The organism is ANME-2 cluster archaeon (genome assembly GCA_014237145.1).
In the GTDB taxonomy this organism is placed as follows: Archaea; Halobacteriota; Methanosarcinia; order Methanosarcinales; family Methanocomedenaceae; genus Methanocomedens_A.
The window spans coordinates 1-23811 of the sequence record JAAXOC010000009.1 but is presented as its reverse complement, the minus strand read 5'-3'; the positions used below and the strand labels follow the sequence as shown (position 1 = coordinate 23811).

The window sequence follows — 23811 nt, the reverse complement described above, 5'->3', positions numbered from 1 at the left end:
TAAGTCTGGATTTTATGGATACATACTCACATGAGTATTAGGAATTATACTTCACATGCTGCCAGACGTAAAGATAATAGGCATGAATTACATTTAGAGTGCAGGTTGATAAAATGGAACTTGAAAAATTACGACACGGTACTGAACTATTAAAACGCGGGTTTGCCAAAATGCAAAAGGGCGGGGTCATCATGGATGTAACTAATCCGGAAGAGGCGCATATAGCAGAAGATGCCGGGGCTGTTGCGGTCATGGCCCTGCATATGGTTCCGGCCGATATCAGGAAAACTGGCGGAGTGGCACGGATGGCTGATCCGCAGATCATAGCCGAGATCATTGATTCGGTCACTATACCTGTTATGGCAAAGGCCCGTATCGGGCATTTTGTAGAAGCTGAGATATTAGAAGCGTTAGGCGCGGATATGATCGATGAGTCTGAAGTGCTCACACCGGCTGACATTAAATATCATATAGACAAAAGAAATTTTACCATACCCTTCGTATGCGGAGCACGGAACCTGGGCGAAGCCCTGCGAAGGATACACGAAGGAGCGGCCATGATACGCACTAAAGGCGAGGCAGGCACAGGCGATGTGAGCGAAGCTGTGCGGCACATGCGCCTGATCAACGAACAGATTGGTAAATTAAAAGGCATGGACCTTCAGGAAATAGAACGTGTAGCCCGTGAAATTGAGGCTCCAATCGAACTGGTTGTGGATACCGCCCAACGACAGCGCCTTCCAGTAGTGAACTTTGCAGCCGGAGGTGTTGCCACTCCTGCAGATGCGGCATTGATGATGAAGCTTGGTGTTGATGGTGTTTTCGTTGGCAGTGGGATATTCAAATCCGAAAAACCGGCCACGATGGCCTCTGCCATTGTAGAAGCTGTTAATAATTTTGACAATCCGGGTGTACTGGCCGAGATTTCAAAGGGTCTGGGCGACCAGATGAAAGGTATCAGTATAAGCAGCATTCCCGAAGAGGAAATACTGCAGACCCGAGGGTGGTAATTACCACCCATTTTGCTTTTTTAACGTATAGTGAAGGTATATACTTTTCAGCAGGCTTAGAAAAAGCGAACGAAGTGAGCGTTTTCTTGATCCTGTTTTGATCAAATGTAAATAAAACAGGATATCCTTTTCATACGATAACTGTAGAAAAAATCGACAACTATTTAAGGCATAATACATGTTGGCTTTTTAGAGCGTAATGTATAAAGTAATGGTATGAAAATCATGAAATGTAAAATCGAAAAATGTGAACAACACAAATCTTCCCTGTTGGTCGATAAGAAAAACATTGACAAAAACTGGGAAGATGAATTGAGCCAGTGGATAATCGAAGAGTTCTACTCCCCATACCAGGCATCCTGAAGTATATTTTGGGATTCAATTATTTGACATTATATCAATTAACCACAATCGATGGCGATATATCTTGGAATTAAAAGGAATATGCAGTATATGTCACCATTCGGCTACAATGTATACATGCCAGTTATGTGGTCGTCTCGTATGTAGCAATTGCTTTGATGCTACAAGGGGAGTCTGTGTCCAGTGCAAAGGTGGGCCCGGGCTGGGTTCTGTAGATACTGTACTTAGTGGATGATGTTACCCTTCTATCGAATAAGCAGGTTATTCGTCTTCCAGTTTACCTTCTCCTTCCTTAATGGTCCTGGAGAACCTTGATGAGATTGAATTTTTAATGGTATCTAACATTAACTCTTTACTTTTAACATTATTGCTATTTTTGGTAATTACACTAAACAGCCCCAGTGGAATGGTAATGGATGCATAAGACGAATTGCCGATTATATTACCACAGTGTCCGAATGCTTTTTTAAATACCTGTGTCAGGTTGATCTCGATATTGTTGGATACTGCATATACGTATATATTGGAAGTGTCCACTGCATAGACAAGGGCGGTAGATATCCCCTCCAGGTCAAGCATATATTTGCATACCTTTGGCAGAGTACCAGGGTCTTTGATATAACCGGTATTGGTCAAAAGGTATGTACTTTTTATCTCCCTGTTATTCAGTGCTTTTGAAAGATCATTAAATGTCTCGGATTTTACATCTGGTTTCTCTAATTTCAGGAGCAGGTCATGGTCCATGTGTTCAAGCACAAAGAGGTATGCTTCAAGTCCGTGTTTATTCAGGTTAGTTAAAAAAGTCCTGGTTCTGTCCCTGATCGCGAACAGGAACATGGTTGCTATGGTACTGTCTATTGGTACCTTCAGGCTTCTGAAGTACTGGACCATGATGGTGGAAGTTGTTTCAACATTTGCCCTTATATCTTTATAATGGCATTTGATATCCTTATTCGCCATCCTGGAATGCGAAATGATTATCGCAGGGATGTCAATTAAAGCACTGACATCTTCAGGCAATTCACTTGGGACTACATCTACCAAAGCAAGCGTGCCTGAAATTTCATCTGTTATTACATCAGGCAAAGGTTCTATACCAGATCCCATTATATTTAGCAGGCCCTTATGGTGTACGGTGCCGGAATAATAGCATTTTGCATTGATATGGAAATGTTCTGCAATCCTTGCAAGAGCATAGGCACTTGCAAGAGAATCTACAGTAGGGTTTTTCCTGATAAGTATTGTCAGTCCGTCTTGTGTTCTTCTTAATATGGACTTGAGTTTCCTGCGCTTAAAAAATCCCAGCTTTTTCACAATATGTCACGTCCAATAAAACCAGACTTCTATTAATGAAGCTCTACTAATAAACTTCTATTATAAACTTCCACTAATATCATAGTATGGTATATGAAATTTATACGTATCGGTATATTCACATGCCCCATTATCGATACATTCAAACCAATTTCCATATCGGGTGACCTTCCACCGGTTCGATCCCCATGTCTGCCACACTTTCTGATATCATGATATCAGCCATGGCTGCCATTGGGAATGTATATCGCGCATTTTCGATGGGGCCGTACAGTATGAAGTCCCCGGCTGCCATCTGCTGGATACCAGTGGATGCAATATCACATATCCTGTAAATTAGTTTATCATCTTCCCCCATATTTCGAAGCCAGTTCCATGCAGACGGGGCATTATGGATACCTGAACCCACTGGAATGCCCCATTTTGCCTTGGCAGCAATGGTCATCCGAAGCGCTACTCCGGCACCGTTTCCCATGGGAGTAATGCTGGGGTCGATGAGCTTCTTCTTGATGCCACATTCATCTGCTGTCTCAAACAGACCATGAGGCAGTACCTTTCCGCCGTTCTCCAATAGTTCCATACGCCCGCCCAGGCTTGAATCCATTGCATTGAAGCCCAGGATGATGGCAGTATCCATGTCTGATAAAGTCAGTGCCTCGATCTCTTCTTCTGTCACTGCCATATTCAAGCTGTTATAAATGGTCTTATCGGCCAGTCCGATCTCACTGACATAACTGGCTGCAGCCATCCGTACACGGCTTTCAGTAGAATCAATTAAAAGGGGCGCATCAGTTACATTGCTCACAAAGTCCAGGTAGCGCATTGCCGCATCACGACTCTCTGCATAGATGTGCACCATGCATGGATTGCCTGTTTCATCAGAGAGTTCCTGCTGCCTGTTGATTATTTTCTCGGCAGCGGGCTTATCAAAGATACCTTTCCCAGGGTCCAGGACTATGCTGTGTTTGTTGTAGAAGATGGTCCCTGCCAGTACTGTCGGGTATTCGCCGGGCTGGCCGCCAATCTTGATATTAGCGATATTTACGATCTCCTGCACTTTCTGGAATGTGAACATATTGATCAGTCCTGTTTTTTTGTTTCAGGTCTCGGCAAATATGACCCCTGATGTTGAGTCCATCATGATTCCGGGAGCTATCATCATGTCCCCGCCTGTGATCTCACGATTAATCTTTTGTTTCTTCTTCCTGGTTTCAATGACCATCGGCGGTTCCGGGAAGGGGTTGCCCCTTGACCGGTATTCATTGATCAATTCCTGTATCTTATTTGTCTCAACAAGTCCGCGCCTGTCAATTAGTTCCACCTGCTGCCTGAATCGTTCAATGGCCTCTGCCGGGATGTTCTCTATAAAAGGAATTGCACCGTCCGAACCGATTATCCTGCCCTGTTCATCTATACCGTTATGGTGTATTGCAAGAAGTGTATTGCCTGAAAGGTGTCCCCTTGACTCGTTGCCACATACTAAGATGTACCTGATATTGGAATTTGAAATAGTATTTATAATGATCTTCTCAATACCCAGGTTCTCTGTCTTGCAGCTGCCTACCATACATGCACCAGGGAACGCTTCCATGTCACTGGCAAGGGTGGCTACACAAATCCGCGAGCTTGGGTCGACCACTGTATAATCACCCCGTACAGGTGGCCATTCTTTATCGATGGTGTCATCCGACATTCTTGCACACTCATTGTTTTTCAGTTATTTAATGGCTTATGTTGTGATTGTAACATGAGTATATACTCCAAGTCAACCCAACCGAAGAGAGGATTTACCCGCAAGTGCGGAAGCTATCATAATGGCCTTAGTGTAATGCCCGCCCACCCGGCTGGAATCCACAAACACTTTATCCATCAACACAACCGCACCATATCCGTACCCACCGGCAACCAGAACCAAAGTCCTGAAAATAAGGTTCCCTGAAACACCGTCAGGAGCAATAATAAAGTTAGCCTCACCCACTGCATCCTCGATAAGTATGCCGTAGTGTCGTACATCATAGCCTTCTTCTAAGGCTTTGCGTGTGACAAACTCAGCATCGTCCAGCGTCTTATCCACATACGGGTCCCGCCCCTTATCCTCGAACCTCCCGCCAGAAAGTATCGCTATCCTTGGCTCCACACCCAACCTCCTGATGTGCTCTGCCCCGCGCCTGATAAACTCAAGTTTACCCTCAACAGTGCTCCCTTCATCAATACCCACCGGAGCCAGGAACAGCGGAATCCCGTCCGGGGTTTCAAGCAGTGCCACCCGGTAGAGGCTTTTCATACCCAGCCTTTCTTTGAGATAAGACAGCGTGGACGTGGCCGACAGGGTGCCGCGAACAGCCGCATCCACACCCCCTGTGGCAAGCATGTCAACTATGGTCTTGGCAGCCTCAACAGAATGAACCACTTCCAGGTCTGTGCCTATTTCATGAATCTCACTGCTGTTCCCAACCAGCACTACCTCTGCGAATTCACCTGCCAGAACCGCACTATTCAGGAGTTTAGAACTTACACTGCCCATACCCAGGGCAACCCGGGCATGGTTCTCCACCGCCTTTTTCTCAATACTTGAGATTATTTCGCTCATGCTCACACCATGATATGGTTATTTTTCGTCAATACTGCACATTGCTGCCGGCTCTTCTTGAGCCTTTTCATCGTACCCGGCACCTGGCAGGAATTTGCCGCGTCCTTTTTTGGCATGAATACCTTCATCCCATATCACCTCGCCTCCTGATATGGTCATTACAGGGAATATAGCTTCCATACCTTCATAGGGACTCCAGCCTGCCTTGCTGTGCAGCTTATCAGCATCGACCTCTGATATATTTGCAGTATCCAGAAGCACCAGGTCGGCATCGAACCCTTTCCAGATGGCGCCCTTCCTGTGGTTTGTCAGTCCGAATATCATTGCCGGATTGGTGCACATGACCTCAACCATCCTGGGCAAAGGAATAAGATTGCGCCGCACCGCCAGCAGCATCAATGGCAGCATGGTCTCAACACCGGGCACACCTGCAGGCGCTGACCAGATATCTGTCTGCTTCTCTGCTTCGGTATGGGGGGCATGGTCGGAGGCCACGATATCAATAGTACCATCGTTCAAGCCATTCCACAGGTACTGGAGACTGCGCCTTTTCCGAAGAGGTGGGTTCATCTTGCCAAGTGTGCCCAGCCGGTCGTAATCCTTATTTGACAGGAACAGGTGGTGCGGTGCAGCCTCAGCTGTGATCGTGCCGCCACAATCCCCGGAATCACCATAATCTCCACATTTGGCACCCCTGATGAGGCCAACAGATTCCCGGGTGCTGATGTGGCACAAGTGTGCTTTTGCATTGAAAGCCATAACATCTTCAATAGAATTGGCAACTGCCACTGCTTCTGACAAATTCGGGCGGCTCTTTGAATAAGACTCGGGCTCCAGGTTTCCCTTTGTCAATTTGCCATATGATTCGAGTATCTCCTGGTCTTCTGCATGGATACATGCCAGGGCATCCAGGTCGCGGGTGATCTGCAATGCTGCAGTCATGTGGTCGCGCTCTATAGTCATAGAACCCGTGCTTTCGCCCAGGAATATCTCGCCAAAGGCCGAGCAGCCTGCCTTCCACAATGAAGCAAGCTCATCCAGGTTATCCTTTACACCGGCATTGATCCCGAAATCGATTATGGATCTGGAAGAGGCAAGTTCCTGTTTTGCCTTGAAAGTGTCCTTGTCCAGTGTAGGAGGTATGGTGTTGGGATGGTCTATTACTGTGGTCACCCCACCGGCAGCAGCCGAACATGAACCTGAATACCAGTCTTCCTTGTGGCTCATACCCGGTTCCCTGAAATGAACGTGGACATCGATTATGCCGGGAAGTACCAGCATATTGTCTGCATTGATAACAAGATCGAAATCATTTTTGGGTATGATCTTTGCAATCTCGACAACCTTCCCGTCTTCAATAGCCAGCTCTGCTTCATGTATCTGTCCCTGGTAAAAGATGCGGGCGTTTTTGATTATTGTGTCAGGCATTGTGGTTGTATATGTAATTGATATAATATTAATCCTGATGTAAGGAGGGGGCTATATATGACTATATATTTTATGTAGAAAATATTTAGATACTTTGGCAGTAAACACAAATCGAAAAATATCTATGCTATTTTGTAACAAGATATTAAGATGAAAGAGCATATTTGTAGAACATATTTTGAGTATCTGACATGGTGAAAATATGGTGGATAAAGCACAAACAGATGTTGATAACATAATCAGGGATATTATCCGGGATATTAAGGAGATGGGGCAGCGTACCAGGCTTTCCATTGACCGAACCGTCACTTCCCTCAAAGAGCAGGAGACTAGCCTGGCAGATAAGGTCATTGGAATGAACAGGGAGATCGATGAATTCGGTGATGTTGTTGAGGATAAGTGCACCAGGACCATGACAATAAAAGTGTCACCAGCCCAACTCAGGATGCTAAAGGGCACCCTGAAGATGATCATCGACCTTAAAAGTATAAGCGGGCTGGCAGTTGAAATTGCGTACATCACCAAGGCCACTGCAGGTTCACCACACATTAAACCACTGGTGGATATACCAAGGATGTCTGATATCCTGCAGGAAATGCTGGATGGTAGTATTGAAGCCCTGGAAAAGCAGGATGTAGAACTGGCAAAGGATATAGCTTCCAGGGACGAGGAAATTGATGCACTGTTCGACCAGGTCAGGCGGGAACTAATCACTTACATGATCGAGGACCCAAAAAAGATAGCCAATGCATCACATCTTACATTTGCGTCACGATACCTGGAACGTATGGGCGACCACATAAACAACCTATGTGAAAGGGTTGTGTACATGGTAACCGGCGAAAAGCCGGACCTGAACAAACGGGGTTAAGAAATGGATATTTTCGATCCGATCATACTGTTAGTGCTAGTGGCCGGTCTGTATATGGCATGGAATATCGGTGCCAACGACCTGGCCAATTCAATGGGCACTTCGGTTGGTACAGGTGCATTATCGATCAAACAGGTAGTGATCATAGCAGGCACGCTTGAACTGGTCGGTGCACTCGTATTCGGCGACAGGGTCACAACCAAGATCGCAAAGGGTATTGTACCCATTGAAAATATTATAAGCGTTGACCCGAACATTGTAATAATCGGTTCCCTGGCGGCTATACTTGCTGCGAGTTTCTGGATCACTTTTGCCACCTTCTACCATTTGCCCGTTTCCACGACCCATTCAATCGTGGGCGCAATAACAGGTTTTGGACTGGTTGCTACCATGTTTGTTGATACCTTCACCATTGACCAGATACAATGGATCGTGCTGGGAAAGATCGTAATCTCCTGGATCACATCTCCACTTATCGGGGCCTTGATGGCATTTACCATATTCACGATTATACGCATTTTCCTCTTGGCACGTGTGGATGACCCCTACAAGCTGGAAAAGAAATTCGGGTACCTCCAGATACTGTCTGCCTGTTTTGTGGCACTTGCCCACGGATCAAATGATGTTGCCAATGCCATAGGCCCGCTGTCTGCAGCCCTGTCTGCTGCCAATATTACAGAGTACGGTGTCATACCTATGTGGGTATTGGCCATCGGCGGTATCGGCATCGTGATCGGTCTTGGGACCTGGGGCTGGAAGGTTATTGAAACAGTCGGCAGCAGCATAACTGAGCTGACGCCCACGAGGGGTTTTTCAGCCGAGTTTGCCACGGCCGTGGTAGTCTTCGGTCATTCCTATAGTGCACTACCCATATCCACTACCCATACCCTGGTTGGGGCAGTTGTGGGTGTGGGACTGGCGGGCGGTCTTGCAGCGGTTGATTTAAGTGTTATAAAGAAAATAATCTTATCCTGGGTAATCACGGTGCCAGTGGCCGCCCTGACATCAGGATTGATATTTGTAATATTAATGAAGGTGCTATAATGCCAATTGAGTATATTCGTTCTGTGCTTGGAATATTCGGGGAATCACCCTTTAAACCTGTTCACACACATGCAGAGAAAGGAGGGCAGGCTGTGCAAAAGCTGCAGCTTTCCGTGAAAGCCTATTGCAGGGGCGATTATATGGCGGTGCATACGTTCAACACTGAAATATCTGCTATAGAGTATGAGGCTGATATAATCAAACAGACCATACGTAAGCTCATACCCAGTTCCATGATGCTGCCGGTAGACCCTAATGACCTGCTTTCTTTCCTGAAACCCCAGGACTCGATCGCAGATAATGCCCATCATACTGCCCACTGGCTTACCTTAAGGGAGACCGAACTTCAGCCTGAGATCAAGGAAGGGGTGCTTGAGTTGATGGAGCGTATTGTCAAAACTGTTGATGCCTATGAGGATATGGTGGATGATATTGCCAAACTCCTTGAAACATCTTTCAGTAAAAAGGAAATTAAGAGAATACTCAAAAAAGTCCCCATTGTCGAGGAACTGGAACATGAGACAGATATTACCAAGAAACAACTCCAGGCCACGGTCTTCAAATACGAGGACGAACTTGGCGGTACGGGCGTGTTCTATTTGATAAGTCTGTTGCGGGATATGGGCAACATTGCTGATAGTGCCAGTAAGGCAGCAGACCGCCTAAGGACGATGATCTTACGAAGATGAATGAAAAATTAGATTATTTAACTGAATTTGAGCCGGCCTATATGGAACTGGTCAATAGTGGTGAGATTGACAACCGTATCGAAAAGCTGTTTTCGAAACTTGAGCATTGTGATATCTGTCCAAGGAATTGCGGTGTGAACAGGCTTGATGGTGAGATAGGGTACTGCCAGGCCGGTGCTGAACTGGTGGTGTCCTCGGTCCAGCCCCATTTCTGGGAGGAAGCTCCCCTGGCTGGAATTGGAGGTTCGGGTACTGTGTTCCTCGCAAATTGTAATCTGCGCTGTGTGTACTGCCAGAATTATGATATCAGCCATGAGGGAAAAGGTAATCCAATCACCGAAGAGCAACTGGCAGATAGCATGCTCTGGCTCCAGCGTATCGGCTGCCACAATATCAATCTTGTCACTCCGACCCATTACACGCCCCATCTTGTAAAGGCCGTGGCTATTGCAGCCAGAAAGGGGTTGAGACTGCCTGTTGTGTATAATTGCAGCGGTTACGAGGATGCCCGGACCCTGGAACTGCTTGACGGTATTGTGGATATCTATATGCCTGATATCAAGTATGGCGGCATTGAGAGTGCGAAACTGTACAGTGATGCCCCTGATTATTTCGAGGTGTGCAAGCTGGCGGTGCGTGAGATGCACAGGCAGGTGGGCGACCTTGTGATCGATCGGACTATTGCCTGGCACGGGCTGCTGATGCGCCACCTGGTACTTCCCAATAACGGGGCTGATAGTTTGCAGGTGCTGGAGTTCATTGCCAATGAAATATCAAGGGAGAGTTATGTGAATATTATGCTTCAGTACAGGCCCGCATATCGTGCAATGGAATTTGAGGATATTAACAGGGCTGTGTACATTGAGGAATATTATAATGTGCTGGATATGGCCAGGGGACTGGGGCTGCACAGGGGATTTCCTAACGAGTGAACTGTATGGCAGGGAAGTATCCAATGATTGTATATGATGTACACGAATATTGGCAATAAATTGGGACCAGTTTTTACTCGGAGACACGACCCCGGCCGGAGACTATATCTATGGATAATATTGTGAACACACTGCTCATTATGAGAATCATAATATGTGTAGTCCCGGATGTTTAGAATTTAGAAAAACTTAAATATATATATACTAAGAAATAGTATGATTTTGTTTATTCAATATTTATATAATAGGAGGAATAAAAGTTATGAAAATAATTAATGCTAAATTATCCATTATCGCATTAATTCTTCTAGTACTCATTACCGCAGGTTGTACCGATACGTCTGAAGAAGGTACGTCTGAAGAAGGTACGCCTGAATACATCAACATCGGACTTGTAGCGCCGCTTAGCGGTGGTGCTTCTGATGTAGGTAATGACATGAAACAGGCTGCTGTCCTGGCAGTAGAAGAGATCAATGCAGATGGTGGAGTGTATGTAGAAGAATATGGAGTAAAAATACCACTGAAATTGGTAGAAGGAGATACACAAACTTCACCAACCGAAGGTGTAACTGCTGTGGAGCGATTGATCACAAACGAGAATGTAGTAGTACTTGTGGGCGGTTTCTCCAGTGGTGTCACTCTGGCCAACCAGGTACCGGCCGCCGGTAAAGTGCCGTACATTATCACAGGTGCGTCCAGTTCCCAGGTTACAAGAAGAACAGAGATCGATACCAGTTATTTCTTCCATTACTGTTCAACCACGGACGACTATTCACAGCCCATCCTGCAGTTCTTTGTGGACGAACTTAAACCAATGGTTGCCGCAGACAGGGACCTGAAACTGGCTTTGATATACAGGGACGATGCCTATGGAAAAGGTGTTATTGAATCCAGTGTGGCATATATTGAGGATAACAGCATGCCAATAGAATTAGTGGCTCAGGAGAAGTATCCCACAGATGAAACTGATTTCCACACATACCTGACCAAGATAGCAGAAGCAAAACCTGATGCAGTTTACACAGTTGGTTTTGTGAAGGACACATCCAGTGTCTATATCCAGGGACAGAGGGATGTAGGTCTTAATACGCTTTACATGGCAGTGGAATGTAACGAGGACCCTGCGTTCTACAAACTCCTGGGCGAATGGGGCGACGGCCAGCTTCTTGAAAGCAAGTTCGCACCCTATGCAGCCGAATACACTGAACTGATGGGACCGTATAAGGAAGCATATCTAGCCAAATGGGATGAAATGCCTGGTATGATGGGTGCTGATACCTACGACGGTATCTATCTGGCAGCCTCTGCAATTGAGCGAGCAGGTTCACTTGATCGGACACAGGTAAGGGATGCCATCAAACAGACTAACGAATCCGAGATGCTTATTTTGCTGGAAGGCGGGAACATCACCTTTGATGAGTACAATGAGATATCACCAATTATATTCATTGAACAGATGTTCTGGGACGAGGAGACTGAAGAACTCAAACCTGTCATCGTCCTTCCGGATAGTCTAAAAGAGCAAGACTTTGTACTGCCTGACAACTATGAAATTGGTGGATGAACGATCCACCGATTTCCTTTATTTTTATTAATTATCTTTTAGCATGACTGAAATCACCACATTGTTACAGATATTCATCTGGGGCCTGACAGCCGGATGTATCTATGTACTCATGGCAGTGGGCCTGAATATGATATTCGGTGTGATGAAGGTGGTGAACTTTGCTCATGGCGAGATCATGATGCTTAGCGCTTTTACCAGTTTCGGACTATATTATTACACAGGTCTGAACCCTTATTTCCTAATGCTATTCTCAATGGTCATCATTGGGATTTTTGGAGTAATAATAGAACGTTTTGGGTTCAGGAAGGTTCTGGGAACAGGAAAACTGAACGAGATATTCTTAAGCCTTGGTTTAATTTATATTCTTCAAAATGCAGCAGTGAAATTATGGACAGACGACATCAAAAAGATCAACAGTCCTTACAGTTCAATGACCCTGGACCTTGGAGTGCTGAACATAACATATGACCGGATTATCGCTATTGCATTTACGGCATTGATACTTATCAGTCTATATTTGTTCCTTACAAGGACCGATGTGGGCCGGGCGCTGCGGGCAACCAGCCAGAACCATGAAGCAGCTATGTTAATGGGTGTAAATGTCAATCATATGTATATGCTGAGTTTCGGGATTGGTTCAGCCCTGGCCGCATCAGCGGGTACGGTCCACGCTATCCTGTCCCCTTTCAATCCGTATATGGGTACCATACCAGGTATCATGGCCTTCACAGTGATCATTATTGGCGGTCTTGGCAGCATCCCGGGTGCTATCATCGCAGGATTGATGCTGGGACTGGTCCAGAATTTTACTATATTCTATTTCGGGGGAGCATGGAAGGAAGCAGTGGCATTCGTACTTCTGATCATCGTGCTGGTAATAAGGCCGACCGGTATTTTCGGGGAGGAACATTGACATGACTGTTAGAGAACTGGTTAGCAAATATGCAGTTTCCTCATACTCAGCATACTTATTACTGGTGATGATCGGGCTGGCACTGCCACTGGTGATAACTGACGATTTCTATAACAGGATAATAATACTCACGTTTTTCTATATCATGTTCTCAACAAGCTGGAACCTGCTGGCATATTCAGGACAGGCATCCCTGGGACATGCGGCTTTTCTTGGTATAGGGGGCTTTGCTTCCACCATCCTTATTATAAACGGTGTAACACCAGTGTTGGGAGTGTTGACCGGCGCACTGGCTGCGTCAATGGTGGGATTGTTCTTAGGTATTATTTGTGTCAGGTTAAAAGAATGGTTCCTGGGGCTTGTCACATTCGGTTTTGCTATAATAATGGCTGCTGTGGTAAATGAGTTATCAGTTTTTATCGAGGCAATAAATGGTGTACTTATTGCAGTGGGTCTATCAGGCAGCATGGACCCACATATGCTTGGCGGCAGTCTTGGAATATATTCACCTGACATTGTGTCAAGAGCCCAATATTATTACCTGTTCTTCTTCGCTATGGTAGGAACAATACTGGCATCTCACCTGGTGATCAGGTCAAAGATCGGGTTTGCCTTTGCGGCTATCAGGGAGAACCAGGCCGAAGCTGGCATGATGGGTGTGGATATCACACGGTATAAGCTGATAGCGTTCATGATCAGTACGTTTATGGCAGGATTTGCAGGAGCACTGTTCGCTCCTTACAATTATTTCATCAACCCTGAGATATTCAGCATACATAATTCCTTTATGCCTATTATTATGACAATAAGCGGGGGAATCGGGACAATAGGCGGTCCCGTCATAGGTGCACTGGTAATAAATATTCTATGGGAACAGATGGGATTGTGGGGTATGAGCATTGACCGTCTGCTTATCCTTGGTGTGATACTGGTTCTTGAGATTCTGTTCCTGCCTAAGGGCTTGATGCCGCTAATAAAAAAGATTACTGATAAAGTTGCGGGCACTACATCCCGAGATATGCCTCTTTGACATGGTTATTGTCAAGCAGTTCACTGCTTGACCCTTCAAGGGTGATGCGCCCGGTTGCTTTGTATGCAGGCGGCGGCCTTGGGTGGTGGTGAGGGCTGCCGGTGGTGACATGGTGGTTAAAATATATAGTTTGTGTAATTCTGAGACCGTTACAATTCGTGTTGGTGAATTTAATTAAACCACAGATAAACACAGATGAACACAGATTTTCAGGTAGCGTATCCGCGTTTATCTGCGTTCGTCTGCGGTTAGTTTGATAATACCAACATGTAATGTGACGGTCTCGTAATTCTTAAGCCACAGAGGACACGGAGTGCACAGAGCATTTTTGCTTTTCTCTATGACTCTCTGCAGTTAGTATTGAACTAATTCCCCCCCTCGTTAGTTCATTCTTAGGCTCTTATGCCCCCCTGCTTGTCGCTGATTCCTGCACCCAGATGCTTTACTTCACCTTTAGTATTCTACACGCACTTACCAGTAGGAACATTGAGTAACAACTTGTGGCCCGGTTAGCAATACAACAGGCATATATGGTGCCTATGATTATATATAAAAAGAAGTAAAGTAGTTCCTAAGTAATAACAGTATATGAAAAAACATAAACATAAGCAAATTTGTTTCCAATAAACGGATAATTCAAAAAAATGCCAATTGAAGAAGCAATGGAATTGGGATAGTTCTAATTTACAAATTAAGGATAAGGTAAATAATATGGAACTTGAAATAGAAGGAAAATATGTTTTTCTAAGAAATAAAGTGGTTTCCAAGCTGGACCTTTTTGTTATAGACTTTATCAAAATTCTGGAAAAATATACAGATTATGTTATTGTAAGTGGTTATGTTTCTATACTCTTCGGAAGATCCAGGGGAACGGAAGATATCGATATATTTATTGAAAAAATTGATTTCAAAAAGTTCAAACAGCTTAATGACGAATTACGCCAAAAGAAATATTGGTTTTTAAATGCCGAAAATCCTTTAGAGTTATATGGAATGCTTAATGACAAACTTGCAATCAGAGCTGCCATACAGGATACTGTTATTCCAAATATCGAGATCAAATTTACTAAAAACAGAATAGATAAAGACTCTTTACAAAAGCATATGGAAGTAAAAATCGATCGAGATAGTATAAACATTTCACCTCTGGAAATCCAGATACCTTTCAAGCTTTATTTAGGCAGTGATAAAGATATAGAAGATGCCGTTTATTTATATGAATTATTTGGTGAACATCTAAACAAAGAAAAATTGAAACACTATATGGATCTTCTTAAAGTAGAAGGTAGCAATTATGGAATCGAATTTTGATAAAAAGCAAAACCTAAAAGAAAGACTTGAATTTGTACGTTTCTACAGCCGATGGGTCAAATCCGTACCAAATGAAGTATGGAGTAAACAGCAAACGGACTTTCTCAACAGTTTATTTGAAAATGCAGTCAACTATCCATTTTCACCAGAAAAGTATTTAAAATCACTTAAAAAATAACACGAAATCCATCTCTCAAAATAGAATGACTCCCAGCGTCCTTTCGTTGCATTTTATCTCCCGCTGGCCCCTCTGCTCTCCCCTATGATCTAGACAAACCGCACCCGTCCCAGCCAAACACTGCGGCAGACGGCGCACGGGTGTTCTGCATGCGTGCGGCGGCCTCGGGGAGTGGTGAGTGCAGTGGAGGGACCCCCATGGCTATTAAACTATATAATCGATGTAATATATTAAACCGCAGAGGTTCGCAGAGCATCCTTTGTGAAAAAAAATCACTGATAAAGTTGCGGGCACTACATCCCGAGATATGCCTCTTTGACATGGTTATTGTCAAGCAGTTCACTGCTTGACCCTTCAAGGGTGATGCGCCCGGTCTCAAGCACGTATCCCCTATTTGATGCTTCCAGTGCGTGATGGATATTCTGTTCCACCAGCAGCACGGTCACGCCTTCACTGTTCAGGGTCTTGACTATATCGAACACTGTTTTGACCATTATCGGTGCCAGTCCCAGTGAGGGTTCATCCAGTATCAATAGTTTGGGACGTGACATAAGACCCCTGGCTATGGCCAGCATCTGCTGCTCACCGCCGCTCATAGTACCGGCAGACTGTTTCTGTCGTTCTTCCAGCCTGGGGAACAGGTTGAACACCGATTTCAGTGTATCTTCCTTTTCATCTGAGGTGTATGCTCCCATTTGCAGGTTTTCCATTATGGTCATCCTTGGGAACAGTTCTCTTCCTTCTGGTACAAGGGCGATGCCATCTTCTACGATCTTGTGGGTGGGTGCCAGATGGATTGGGTTTCCATTGAATTCGATAGTACCTGATGTGGGTTTGAGCAGTCCCATTATGGTCTTGACAATGGTGGTCTTGCCTGCACCGTTCGGACCGATAATTGTGATGATCTCTCCTTCACCGATGTGGAAGTCCACATCCCATAGTATCTTGACAGAACCGTAGGAAACATTGACATTTTCAACTTTGAGCATTTCATAACCTCTTAAAAGATGTACTTCTCACCCAGATATGATTCAATCACTTTCTCATCATTTGCTATCTCCTCAGGTGTACCATCGGCTATCTTTTTCCCGTAATCCAGCACTACGATGCGGTCAGATACACCCATGATGACACGCATTATGTGCTCTACCATGAGTACTGATGTGCCGTTGTCGCGCATCTTTTTTATGAGTTCGATGGCCTGTAGGCTCTCTTTTGGATTGAGGCCCGTGGTCACTTCATCCAGCAGGATGCGATGGCCTGGAGGCTCTCCTTTGGGTTAAGGTTGTATGTACTTGAGTTCCATGAGGTTGAGGTTCTTAACCGGGAGGTGTATTTTATCTTTTGAGAATCCTATGAATTTGAGGAGTTCGATTGCTTTGTGCTTTGCATCTTTTATGTTGCCGTTATCTTCGTCACCGAACAGGGCTCCGACCATTACGTTTTCCAGGGCTGTCATTTCAGGGAATGAATGTATCAACTGGAATGTTTTGGTTATGCCCAGTTTGCATACTTTGAAAGGGGGCATTTTGGTGATGTCGTTACCGTTGAATATGATGGAGCCTGAGTCGGGGCGATATATGCCGCTGATGAGGTTTAAGAGGGTGGATTTTCCTGCTCCGTTGGGTCCTACCAGACCTACTATTTCTCCCTGACCTACATGGATATCCACGTTGGAAACGGCTACAAGGCCGCCGAATGTTTTGGTTAGGTTGGTAGCTTGGAGCAGTATAATCACCTGTAATCATTTAGCATGAAAGTACCCTTGGGTTCTTTCATTTTTTGAGCATGTCATTCGAAGAATTTCATGTACGTTTTTTGGGTTTTATGGTATGATATGATTTAGCTTTTCCGAAATGGGAGTGTGGTGTTGGAGATGGCAAGGAGATATCTGGAAGAATGTGGACGATCAAATTGGTTATTCCCGAGTCGGGATAAGGGAAAGCACTTAACAACCCGGACGGTCGAGTAGATATTCTCAAATGCCTATAAAAATGCTGACACTAAGAAGAAAGCCATAGGTCACTCTTTTAGATATAGTTTTGCCACACATCTACTGGAAAGTGGTACAGACCTTCGATATATCCAGGAATTGCTGGGGTATAGAAGTTCTAAGACAACAGAAATATATATGCATGTAAGTAACAAGAATATAGGTAAGATTAATAGCTGTTGGATGGTTTATAGATAAAAGGAGAAGAAAATGATTACGATTGTGAAGTTTGACCAGAGGGATGTATATGCGAAGTAAGTTCGGATATACATTGTTATACGACATAACCTGGCCAAAAATTGAGGATTATAATGGGCAAATTTGAATATACACCACCTAAGAATGCATCTGTTTCATCTGAAGAATTACTACATAATTTAAAAAAGGTTGCATCAGATAACAATACGGATATTTTACCACAACGAGTTTATAAAAAATATGGAAAATACGACGTTACTAATATTTCTCGACGATTTGGAACATGGAATAAAGCACTATTAAAGGCAGGTTTGAAACCAGGAAATATTAATAATTATTCAGACGAAGAATTATTTGAAAATATATTAAATATTTGGCAACATAAATGTAAACAACCTGTTCGGAGAGATTTAGATTTAGCCCCCTCTAACATTTCTCAACATCCCTATAATAGACGATTCGGATCTTGGTCAGAAGCATTACGATGTTTTGTTGAATACGCAAATGAAAATGATAATACTGTTATTACCTCCAGCGAATCAAAAGATATTACACAGAAAACAAATAGAGATCCCTCTCTCAGGTTGAGATTTCAAGTATTAAAAAGAGATAACTTTACTTGTGTCCAATGTGGTGCTAGTCCAGCTAAGGACCAAAGCGTTGAACTGCATGTCGATCACATAAAGCCTTGGAGTAAAGGTGGTGAGACAATCTATGAAAATTTACAAACACTATGTTCGAAGTGCAACCTTGGAAAAAGCAACTTGGAATGACATGGCCAGCCTACGATCATATAATAACGGATAAAAGGCTACGGTGCTTCGCACTTTCGCCCAAATTGCCTTTGTCAACTTCTTTTATCCACAAAATGTTATGTGACATTGCAAAAATACAATGGATGTTAAATTATGGATACAAATGTATTGGTTGCCGTGATAACAGTCTCTGGGAGTATTTTGGTTGCCTCACTAACCTATTATTTTACAAAACATTCGCAGACAAAAACTGAATGGCAACATGAAAAAATGAATCATTATAAAGTTCTTTTATCATCGTTGTCTAATTTAGCCGTAGACGGCAAGGATAAGATAGAAGCTAATGAACGTTTTGCATTGGCTTACAATACAATATGCCTTGTTGCTCCACAAGATGTGGTAACTGCATTAATGGAATTTTATGATGAAATAGAATATTCTAATACAAACAAATCGTCTGAAAAACATGATGCTTTACTCAAAGAGCTATTATTGGCAATTAGGAGAGATATTGGTTTATCTAAATCTGACAATAAAGATACATTTATCTTTCATTTAATAGGTTCGGGGCCAAAATGAAGAATATGTCAACGTCACATAACAGGCGTGTATCTGGATAACTTTGCCCTTCAGGCTTGTTCAGCCCAAATCTTCATTTCGCTCAATCTTCAAATACCAGATGGGCGTTATATGCTATTGGTTTTTGAGGAATACTAATAATGTTCAATTACGATGAACTAAAACAACTCACTCAAGAAGAAGACTTTGAGCTAATAGAAGCAAGCTTCAGTGACCTACATGATTGCGATTTATCAATGTTAACAGAAGGAATTGCACTTACAATTTTTAGTCCGATTTTCCCGAAACTCTAATTTGGCGTGAAGGTGATTCGGTAATTGCTGAGATAACTGAACATATTTGCACAAATGATAATTACAAAATATAAAGGTGATAATAATGACAGAACTCAATTTCAAATGTAAAAAATGCAAAAGATATTTCGATTGCAATATAGGAAAAATCTCCTTTCCATCGAAGGAAGAACGTCCCAATTTTGAAAAGAACATAATCTGCCCCGAATGTGGAATTCGAACTATGGACGAAGTGGAATTAACAGAACTTGGACAAACTCAATTGGGAGAAATTTATTTCTCATTGTTAAGATGAATTAATTTTATTTCTGCATCGTCTAATCCATTCATACCTCGGCTCCAATATTGCACGCCTTCGGCCAGATCCATGGTCGGGACTTTCATGAGCGTGATAACGTCGCCCAACCCACAGCCTGCCCCCGGGTGCTCTACATGCCGGCGGTGGGCATGGCTGTAGAAATATATAATTTATGAAATACTGCACCGCAAAGGACGCAAAGTTAAGGTTACAATGTTTTGCGAACTTTGCGGTGAAACAGTGAACGGCAACCTTTAATCTGCGTTTATTTGCGTTCATCTGCGGTTAATTTCTGCAGAAATCCAGCCCGATTCATTCCTTCTCTCTCCCGCCTCCCGACATTTCCACTCGCCTGCGCTGCCTCTGCTCACCCGGCCGCCCCTACCGCTCGACCCCACAGCCTGCGCCCGGTTGCTCTACATGCGTGCGGCGGCCTCGGGTGGTTGTGGGTGCTGCCTGGGGCGGGCATATCTGTAAAATTATAAAATTTATGTAATACTGCACCGCAAAGCACGCAAAGTTAAGGAAACATTGTCTTTGCCCTCTTTGCGACCTTTGCGGTGAAACAAAAGGCAGCAAACTTTCAATCTGTGTAAATCCGTGTGAATCCGTGTCTTATGAATAACGAATTTCAGCCCCCATTCGTTTTGCCACCACTGTCATACAAATACCCAAAACAGATATATCGCTGCATTCCAATCTATAAAAAGAGGCATACATTATGCAAAGACATCTTATCCAATCCGACCCGGCAATCATGATGGGCAAGCCTGTAATTGCAGGTACGCGTATTACAGTGGAATTAATCCTGGAAAAACTTGCTGCTGGCGAGAGCATTGAACAGATCATCGAGGCACACCCACGCCTGACAGAAGAAAAGATTCGTGCTGCGTTAGCATTTGCATCAGATGCATTGCGGGCGGATGTGGTCTACCCCATTACGAGGCAGAAAAGTGAAGTTTCTTGCTGATGAGTGTGTAGATCGACAGATTGTAGATCGTCTCAGGCACGATGGGCATACTGTGTTATGCGTTGCTGAAATGGAACCAGGGATTTCTGATCAAGAGGTTTTGAATCTGGTTAATCAGGAAGAGGCGATACTGTTAACGGCTGACAAGGATTTTGGGGAACTGGTATTTCGTCAGGATAGAGTTGCACCTGGCATTATTCTCGTCCGCCTTGCCGGATTATCAGCCACAACCAAAGCAGAGATTATCACCGTTGCTATCGAAGATCATCTGGCAGAACTTCTGCAGTCATTCACGGTAATTATGCCTAGTAGGGTAAGAATTCGGCGAAAATTTATCTATGGTTGATGAAAGTATCATGCAAATTATTGCACTAAGTGATTTCTAAATAGATAATGAATATCAGATATTGAATGTGTTTACTCCATGATACTTCGATCGCTATCGATTACTCTCGGAGAAGGGGGGCTATTTATCAAAAGAATGAACATTCACCATAAAACTTCTACCACCATCCCAAAAAGTCCGCGCTTCTCTATGCACGCTAAATGTGCCCGGTATGGAACGCCCGCTGATGGATGCACCGTCCAGCCACCACTTGCAACACACGTCCGCCCCAGCCAGACATCGCTGCAGACGGCGTGCGGGTGTTGGTTGGTGCTGCCGGTGGAGGGCATGGCTGTTGAAATATATAATTTATCTGATTTTTAAGCCACAGAGCACACAGAGTGCACAGCGCCTTGTTGCTTTTCTCTGTGTCCTCTATGCTCTCGGTGCTAATATTGAAATGACCCCATCCCCCACGCCTTATTTCGCTCTGCTGCCGCCTACCATCTTCATTTGGCTCGCTGCTCCTGCACTCACCCAGCCGCCCTTCCCGCTCAACCCCACAGCCTGCGCCCGGATGCTCTGCGATGCGGGCGCAAGCCACGGGTGTTGGTGGGTCTGACGAGAGTGAAACCACGACAGTTAAAATATATAACTTATATGATAATGTTTTCTAATCCGTCTAACTTCAGATATAAATATGATTGTTAAGCGAAAGTGATTTTCATATAGAAGGAGGATAATTATGGAAGATGAAAAGGTATACATGTTTAAAGCTGCTTTGAAGCATCGAAAAAAAAGTTGGTTTCATATTGAAATCATGGGTAATCAAACACTTGGAGATTTTGATTACATCATGCGTGAAGCATTCAACCATGATATATGGGATCATTTAAGTGAATTTTTTTCAGGTCGAGCATGGAAATCAAAAGGCTACGGCGAAATCGATCCCGATGGCGGGGGTAGTGGCAGTAAGAAACTAATATATCAACTCGCACTATCAGAAGGAGATAAATTAGAGTATGTGTATGATTTCGGTGACGATATTCAACATGTAATTACGCTGGAAAGTATTGCAGAACCTGAAAATGAAGTAGAATATCCTCGCATAATTTCTAGGAACAAAACGAGATAGCTATTGCAAAACTGCTAAAATGGATTGATGTAAGGGCTAGAGCAAAGAAGGCAAGATTAATGCATAAATATGGAGATTCTTCCTACTGTGGTAGAGATGTAAAGGGTGATAGGTTGAATTTGACTATCAATACGGGTGTAGGTCTTGTGTGTTGACTAGTGCTGCCGTTGAGGGATATATCTGTTAAATTATATAATTTATGTAAAACCGTGCCTAAAAGCACGCAAAGTTAAGGTAACAATTTCTTTGCGGTCTTTGCGACCTTCGCGGTAAATTTAGAGAATAACAAGTATCAATCTGCGGAAATTGGTGTGAATCCATGTCTTACGAATTACAACCCACATTCCATCTTTCGCTCTCCTATCGCACACAATTTCCACTTTGCTGAGCTTCTCCTTCACCCACCCGGCCGCCCTTTTCGCTCAACCTCACAGCCTGCGCCCAGTTGCTTTACGATGCGGGCTGCAGTGGCAGGATAAAGTGCAGATGACGGGGCGGCGGGAGAATTAGTTGTCTGGTGCCGCCGGAGATGCTTGCAGGGACAGGTTTTTCAAGAGACCGGGGGCATGGCAGGGTGTTATTTGGCATATATAGTTATACTATTTAGTATAACTATATATGCCAAAGATCACAATATCTTATTTGATCAGAATTTGCCACGCAACTGTTGAACTGAAAAAATGGGGGAATTCCCTGGGAATTATCATCCCGAAAGACAAGATAGAGGAACTGGGGTTATCGGAACACGATATCATTGACCTGGATTTAGTCAAAAAGGAAAAGGTATCTGGGTTTGGAATTGCTGAGGGAAAGTCCCCCTACAGGCGTGAGCACACTGCTGAGCATGAGGATCTGTGGTGATATGGCGTATCTTCTGGATACCTACGCCTGGGTAGAATATTTCATAGGTTCAACAAAGGGTGAGTTTGTTAAGGGGATGGTGGAAGATGAGAACAGTGTTATCTATACCCCTGAATGCTGTCTTGCAGAATTGAAGGGCTGGGCCATCAGGGAGAATGTGGACTTTGAAGAGCTGTACCGCATTGTAAGGAAGCTGTCAGATATCCATTGCATTACTACAGGGGACTGGCTGGATACAGTAACCGTACAGAGCGAGATGAGGAAGAAGGCGAAGGATTTCGGGATGATGGATGCGCTGATTGTGGCACAGCAGAGGCGTCTTGGTTGTAAGGTTGTAAGCGGGGATGCGCATTTCGAGGGAGTTGAGGGTGCTGTTCTTTTGTGAGTTTGTAGGGGCAGAAGTGTGTGTTTTAGGCATGCGGGGCATGGATGGTATAAGTTGAGGCAGATTTTTTTTGCGACAAGATGTAGTGGTAAACACTTATAAGGCTAGAATCTCAAATAACAACTATATGGAAACCGAAGCTGTGATTGAATTAAGAAAAATTCGTACAGATCTTGATATGCTTACGAACTTATATTCGAAACTTGTTGATAGATTAATCCCTGAAGAAGAACCTGAGCCTGAAGACCTAAAAGCTATTGATGGCAGGGATAAAATTTCCAGTGAATCTGAACTTCTTAAGGTACTGGACGCATGACCTTTGATATCAATATCAAAGAAAAATCTTTGAAATTTATATCTTCCCTGCAAAAACATGACAGAAAACGCCTCAAAGAGGCAATTTTTATCTTAAAGGATGACCCGGTTCCTATAAAATCCCTTGATGTTGCTAAACTGAAAGGTGATAAGAATAAGTATCGTATACGAAAAGGTAGATTCAGAATTGTTTATGAAGTTATATGGGAACAAAAGGTCGTCTTAATTCATAGAGTTGATTTCAGGGGCGACGTCTATAAGTAAAAATCCAGATTTCTCTTCCAGTTTCAGCTATACAATATCTAATAACATTCAATTGATATAGGTAATTATGGATTTGCAGAAAATCAGATATTGACCCGCTAATTTACTGATGTTCTGAAATAAGGAAACGTCAAAAGTTCCTCCATTGACCAAATATGATCAGTTTTTCCAGCCGCCATCATCGGTGTTCTCTGAATATA

27 protein-coding genes and 2 pseudogenes are annotated in these 23811 nt (G+C 43.8%); 21 read left to right on the top strand and 8 right to left on the bottom strand.

Going from position 1 to position 23811, the window contains the following annotated elements:
• The first annotated feature begins 113 nt into the window (after positions 1 to 113).
• Both pdxS and HF974_01630 read left to right on the top strand, forming a co-directional pair.
• The gene (gene pdxS, locus HF974_01635; protein ID MBC2697044.1) at positions 114 to 1010 is read left to right on the top strand and encodes a pyridoxal 5'-phosphate synthase lyase subunit PdxS; all 897 of its coding nucleotides are present in this window, start codon (positions 114 to 116) and stop codon (positions 1008 to 1010) included.
• Between the two features lie 225 nt (positions 1011 to 1235).
• Positions 1236 to 1373, top strand: a complete 138-nt coding sequence (locus tag HF974_01630) for a hypothetical protein (protein MBC2697043.1) — start codon at positions 1236 to 1238, stop codon at positions 1371 to 1373.
• Between the two features lie 261 nt (positions 1374 to 1634).
• Here the strand turns inward: HF974_01630 and HF974_01625 are convergent, their stop codons facing one another.
• The 5 genes from HF974_01625 to HF974_01605 form a co-directional block, all read right to left on the bottom strand.
• On the bottom strand, positions 1635 to 2687 hold the full coding sequence (locus HF974_01625; protein ID MBC2697042.1) for a hypothetical protein: 1053 nt from the start codon (positions 2685 to 2687) through the stop codon (positions 1635 to 1637).
• Between the two features lie 142 nt (positions 2688 to 2829).
• Positions 2830 to 3762, bottom strand: a complete 933-nt coding sequence (mtrH, locus tag HF974_01620; GenBank protein ID MBC2697041.1) for a tetrahydromethanopterin S-methyltransferase subunit H — start codon at positions 3760 to 3762, stop codon at positions 2830 to 2832.
• A 24-nt stretch (positions 3763 to 3786) separates the two neighbouring features.
• Complete coding sequence (locus tag HF974_01615; protein ID MBC2697040.1) at positions 3787 to 4380, bottom strand: tetrahydromethanopterin S-methyltransferase subunit A; 594 nt, start codon at positions 4378 to 4380, stop codon at positions 3787 to 3789.
• Between the two features lie 72 nt (positions 4381 to 4452).
• On the bottom strand, positions 4453 to 5277 hold the full coding sequence (gene mtxX / locus HF974_01610) for a methanogenesis marker protein Mmp4/MtxX (protein ID MBC2697039.1): 825 nt from the start codon (positions 5275 to 5277) through the stop codon (positions 4453 to 4455).
• A gap of 18 nt (positions 5278 to 5295) precedes the next feature.
• The gene (locus tag HF974_01605) at positions 5296 to 6705 is read right to left on the bottom strand and encodes a dihydroorotase (protein MBC2697038.1); all 1410 of its coding nucleotides are present in this window, start codon (positions 6703 to 6705) and stop codon (positions 5296 to 5298) included.
• 202 nt (positions 6706 to 6907) lie between these two features.
• Between HF974_01605 and phoU the strand changes: the two genes are divergently transcribed.
• The 8 genes from phoU to HF974_01565 all read left to right on the top strand — a co-directional run bounded on the left by phoU (position 6908) and on the right by HF974_01565 (position 15062).
• Complete coding sequence (phoU, locus tag HF974_01600) at positions 6908 to 7576, top strand: phosphate signaling complex protein PhoU (GenBank protein ID MBC2697037.1); 669 nt, start codon at positions 6908 to 6910, stop codon at positions 7574 to 7576.
• Positions 7577 to 7579: 3 nt separating this feature from the next.
• Entirely contained in the window at positions 7580 to 8620 is a 1041-nt protein-coding gene (locus HF974_01595) for an inorganic phosphate transporter (protein MBC2697036.1), read from the top strand.
• A complete protein-coding gene (locus HF974_01590; GenBank protein ID MBC2697035.1) occupies positions 8620 to 9309 on the top strand; it encodes a TIGR00153 family protein in 690 nt (229 codons plus the stop codon). The genes HF974_01595 and HF974_01590 overlap by 1 nt, the downstream gene beginning before the upstream one ends.
• Positions 9306 to 10241: a radical SAM protein gene (locus HF974_01585; GenBank protein MBC2697034.1), complete on the top strand. Its 936-nt coding sequence runs from the start codon at positions 9306 to 9308 to the stop codon at positions 10239 to 10241. Before HF974_01590 ends, HF974_01585 begins: the two co-directional genes overlap by 4 nt.
• 262 nt (positions 10242 to 10503) lie before the next feature.
• Entirely contained in the window at positions 10504 to 11805 is a 1302-nt protein-coding gene (locus HF974_01580) for an ABC transporter substrate-binding protein (GenBank protein MBC2697033.1), read from the top strand.
• A gap of 43 nt (positions 11806 to 11848) precedes the next feature.
• The gene (locus tag HF974_01575; GenBank protein MBC2697032.1) at positions 11849 to 12721 is read left to right on the top strand and encodes a branched-chain amino acid ABC transporter permease; all 873 of its coding nucleotides are present in this window, start codon (positions 11849 to 11851) and stop codon (positions 12719 to 12721) included.
• A gap of 1 nt (position 12722) precedes the next feature.
• Positions 12723 to 13751 (top strand): branched-chain amino acid ABC transporter permease, encoded by a 1029-nt coding sequence (locus HF974_01570; protein ID MBC2697031.1) that lies wholly within the window; start codon positions 12723 to 12725, stop codon positions 13749 to 13751.
• 711 nt (positions 13752 to 14462) lie between these two features.
• Positions 14463 to 15062 (top strand): hypothetical protein, encoded by a 600-nt coding sequence (locus HF974_01565; protein ID MBC2697030.1) that lies wholly within the window; start codon positions 14463 to 14465, stop codon positions 15060 to 15062.
• Positions 15063 to 15533: 471 nt separating this feature from the next.
• Here HF974_01565 and HF974_01560 read toward each other — a convergent pair whose 3' ends face one another.
• Both HF974_01560 and HF974_01555 read right to left on the bottom strand, forming a co-directional pair.
• A complete protein-coding gene (locus HF974_01560) occupies positions 15534 to 16229 on the bottom strand; it encodes an ABC transporter ATP-binding protein (GenBank protein MBC2697029.1) in 696 nt (231 codons plus the stop codon).
• Positions 16230 to 16240: 11 nt separating this feature from the next.
• A pseudogene (locus HF974_01555) lies at positions 16241 to 16969 on the bottom strand (ABC transporter ATP-binding protein).
• A gap of 147 nt (positions 16970 to 17116) precedes the next feature.
• On the opposite strand from HF974_01555, the pseudogene HF974_01550 reads away from it, so the two are divergent.
• The 6 genes and pseudogenes from HF974_01550 to HF974_01525 all read left to right on the top strand — a co-directional run bounded on the left by HF974_01550 (position 17117) and on the right by HF974_01525 (position 20672).
• Positions 17117 to 17431 (top strand): annotated as a pseudogene (locus HF974_01550) (tyrosine-type recombinase/integrase).
• A gap of 113 nt (positions 17432 to 17544) precedes the next feature.
• The gene (locus tag HF974_01545; protein MBC2697028.1) at positions 17545 to 18204 is read left to right on the top strand and encodes an HNH endonuclease; all 660 of its coding nucleotides are present in this window, start codon (positions 17545 to 17547) and stop codon (positions 18202 to 18204) included.
• Positions 18205 to 18339: 135 nt separating this feature from the next.
• A complete protein-coding gene (locus tag HF974_01540) occupies positions 18340 to 18765 on the top strand; it encodes a hypothetical protein (GenBank protein MBC2697027.1) in 426 nt (141 codons plus the stop codon).
• Positions 18766 to 19143: 378 nt separating this feature from the next.
• Positions 19144 to 19353 carry a hypothetical protein gene (locus tag HF974_01535; GenBank protein MBC2697026.1) on the top strand — a complete coding sequence of 70 codons (210 nt, stop codon included), beginning with the start codon at positions 19144 to 19146 and terminating at the stop codon, positions 19351 to 19353.
• A 724-nt stretch (positions 19354 to 20077) separates the two neighbouring features.
• On the top strand, positions 20078 to 20326 hold the full coding sequence (locus HF974_01530; protein ID MBC2697025.1) for a DUF433 domain-containing protein: 249 nt from the start codon (positions 20078 to 20080) through the stop codon (positions 20324 to 20326).
• Positions 20310 to 20672, top strand: a complete 363-nt coding sequence (locus HF974_01525) for a DUF5615 family PIN-like protein (protein MBC2697024.1) — start codon at positions 20310 to 20312, stop codon at positions 20670 to 20672. Before HF974_01530 ends, HF974_01525 begins: the two co-directional genes overlap by 17 nt.
• A 196-nt stretch (positions 20673 to 20868) precedes the next feature.
• Here HF974_01525 and HF974_01520 read toward each other — a convergent pair whose 3' ends face one another.
• Complete coding sequence (locus tag HF974_01520; protein MBC2697023.1) at positions 20869 to 21288, bottom strand: hypothetical protein; 420 nt, start codon at positions 21286 to 21288, stop codon at positions 20869 to 20871.
• A 108-nt stretch (positions 21289 to 21396) separates the two neighbouring features.
• Between HF974_01520 and HF974_01515 the strand changes: the two genes are divergently transcribed.
• The 5 genes from HF974_01515 to HF974_01495 all read left to right on the top strand — a co-directional run bounded on the left by HF974_01515 (position 21397) and on the right by HF974_01495 (position 23611).
• Positions 21397 to 21786 (top strand): plasmid pRiA4b ORF-3 family protein, encoded by a 390-nt coding sequence (locus tag HF974_01515; GenBank protein ID MBC2697022.1) that lies wholly within the window; start codon positions 21397 to 21399, stop codon positions 21784 to 21786.
• A 642-nt stretch (positions 21787 to 22428) separates the two neighbouring features.
• Complete coding sequence (locus tag HF974_01510) at positions 22429 to 22647, top strand: hypothetical protein (GenBank protein ID MBC2697021.1); 219 nt, start codon at positions 22429 to 22431, stop codon at positions 22645 to 22647.
• Position 22648: 1 nt separating this feature from the next.
• The gene (locus HF974_01505) at positions 22649 to 23032 is read left to right on the top strand and encodes a type II toxin-antitoxin system VapC family toxin (protein MBC2697020.1); all 384 of its coding nucleotides are present in this window, start codon (positions 22649 to 22651) and stop codon (positions 23030 to 23032) included.
• A gap of 127 nt (positions 23033 to 23159) precedes the next feature.
• The gene (locus HF974_01500) at positions 23160 to 23348 is read left to right on the top strand and encodes a hypothetical protein (protein ID MBC2697019.1); all 189 of its coding nucleotides are present in this window, start codon (positions 23160 to 23162) and stop codon (positions 23346 to 23348) included.
• Positions 23345 to 23611, top strand: coding sequence for a type II toxin-antitoxin system RelE/ParE family toxin (locus tag HF974_01495; protein ID MBC2697018.1), 267 nt, complete (start codon positions 23345 to 23347; stop codon positions 23609 to 23611). Before HF974_01500 ends, HF974_01495 begins: the two co-directional genes overlap by 4 nt.
• Positions 23612 to 23811: the final 200 nt, after the last annotated feature.

Coding starts and splice junctions, on each gene's coding strand:
- pdxS (MBC2697044.1), top strand. CDS start 114: ATGGAACTTGAAAAATTACGACACGGTACTGAACTATTAAAACGCGGG.
- HF974_01630 (MBC2697043.1), top strand. CDS start 1,236: ATGAAATGTAAAATCGAAAAATGTGAACAACACAAATCTTCCCTGTTG.
- mtrH (MBC2697041.1), bottom strand. CDS start 3,762: ATGTTCACATTCCAGAAAGTGCAGGAGATCGTAAATATCGCTAATATC.
- HF974_01615 (MBC2697040.1), bottom strand. CDS start 4,380: ATGTCGGATGACACCATCGATAAAGAATGGCCACCTGTACGGGGTGAT.
- mtxX (MBC2697039.1), bottom strand. CDS start 5,277: ATGAGCGAAATAATCTCAAGTATTGAGAAAAAGGCGGTGGAGAACCAT.
- HF974_01605 (MBC2697038.1), bottom strand. CDS start 6,705: ATGCCTGACACAATAATCAAAAACGCCCGCATCTTTTACCAGGGACAG.
- phoU (MBC2697037.1), top strand. CDS start 6,908: ATGGTGGATAAAGCACAAACAGATGTTGATAACATAATCAGGGATATT.
- HF974_01595 (MBC2697036.1), top strand. CDS start 7,580: ATGGATATTTTCGATCCGATCATACTGTTAGTGCTAGTGGCCGGTCTG.
- HF974_01590 (MBC2697035.1), top strand. CDS start 8,620: ATGCCAATTGAGTATATTCGTTCTGTGCTTGGAATATTCGGGGAATCA.
- HF974_01585 (MBC2697034.1), top strand. CDS start 9,306: ATGAATGAAAAATTAGATTATTTAACTGAATTTGAGCCGGCCTATATG.
- HF974_01580 (MBC2697033.1), top strand. CDS start 10,504: ATGAAAATAATTAATGCTAAATTATCCATTATCGCATTAATTCTTCTA.
- HF974_01575 (MBC2697032.1), top strand. CDS start 11,849: ATGACTGAAATCACCACATTGTTACAGATATTCATCTGGGGCCTGACA.
- HF974_01570 (MBC2697031.1), top strand. CDS start 12,723: ATGACTGTTAGAGAACTGGTTAGCAAATATGCAGTTTCCTCATACTCA.
- HF974_01565 (MBC2697030.1), top strand. CDS start 14,463: ATGGAACTTGAAATAGAAGGAAAATATGTTTTTCTAAGAAATAAAGTG.
- HF974_01560 (MBC2697029.1), bottom strand. CDS start 16,229: ATGCTCAAAGTTGAAAATGTCAATGTTTCCTACGGTTCTGTCAAGATA.
- HF974_01545 (MBC2697028.1), top strand. CDS start 17,545: ATGGGCAAATTTGAATATACACCACCTAAGAATGCATCTGTTTCATCT.
- HF974_01540 (MBC2697027.1), top strand. CDS start 18,340: ATGGATACAAATGTATTGGTTGCCGTGATAACAGTCTCTGGGAGTATT.
- HF974_01535 (MBC2697026.1), top strand. CDS start 19,144: ATGACAGAACTCAATTTCAAATGTAAAAAATGCAAAAGATATTTCGAT.
- HF974_01530 (MBC2697025.1), top strand. CDS start 20,078: ATGCAAAGACATCTTATCCAATCCGACCCGGCAATCATGATGGGCAAG.
- HF974_01515 (MBC2697022.1), top strand. CDS start 21,397: ATGGAAGATGAAAAGGTATACATGTTTAAAGCTGCTTTGAAGCATCGA.
- HF974_01505 (MBC2697020.1), top strand. CDS start 22,649: ATGGCGTATCTTCTGGATACCTACGCCTGGGTAGAATATTTCATAGGT.
- HF974_01500 (MBC2697019.1), top strand. CDS start 23,160: ATGGAAACCGAAGCTGTGATTGAATTAAGAAAAATTCGTACAGATCTT.
- HF974_01495 (MBC2697018.1), top strand. CDS start 23,345: ATGACCTTTGATATCAATATCAAAGAAAAATCTTTGAAATTTATATCT.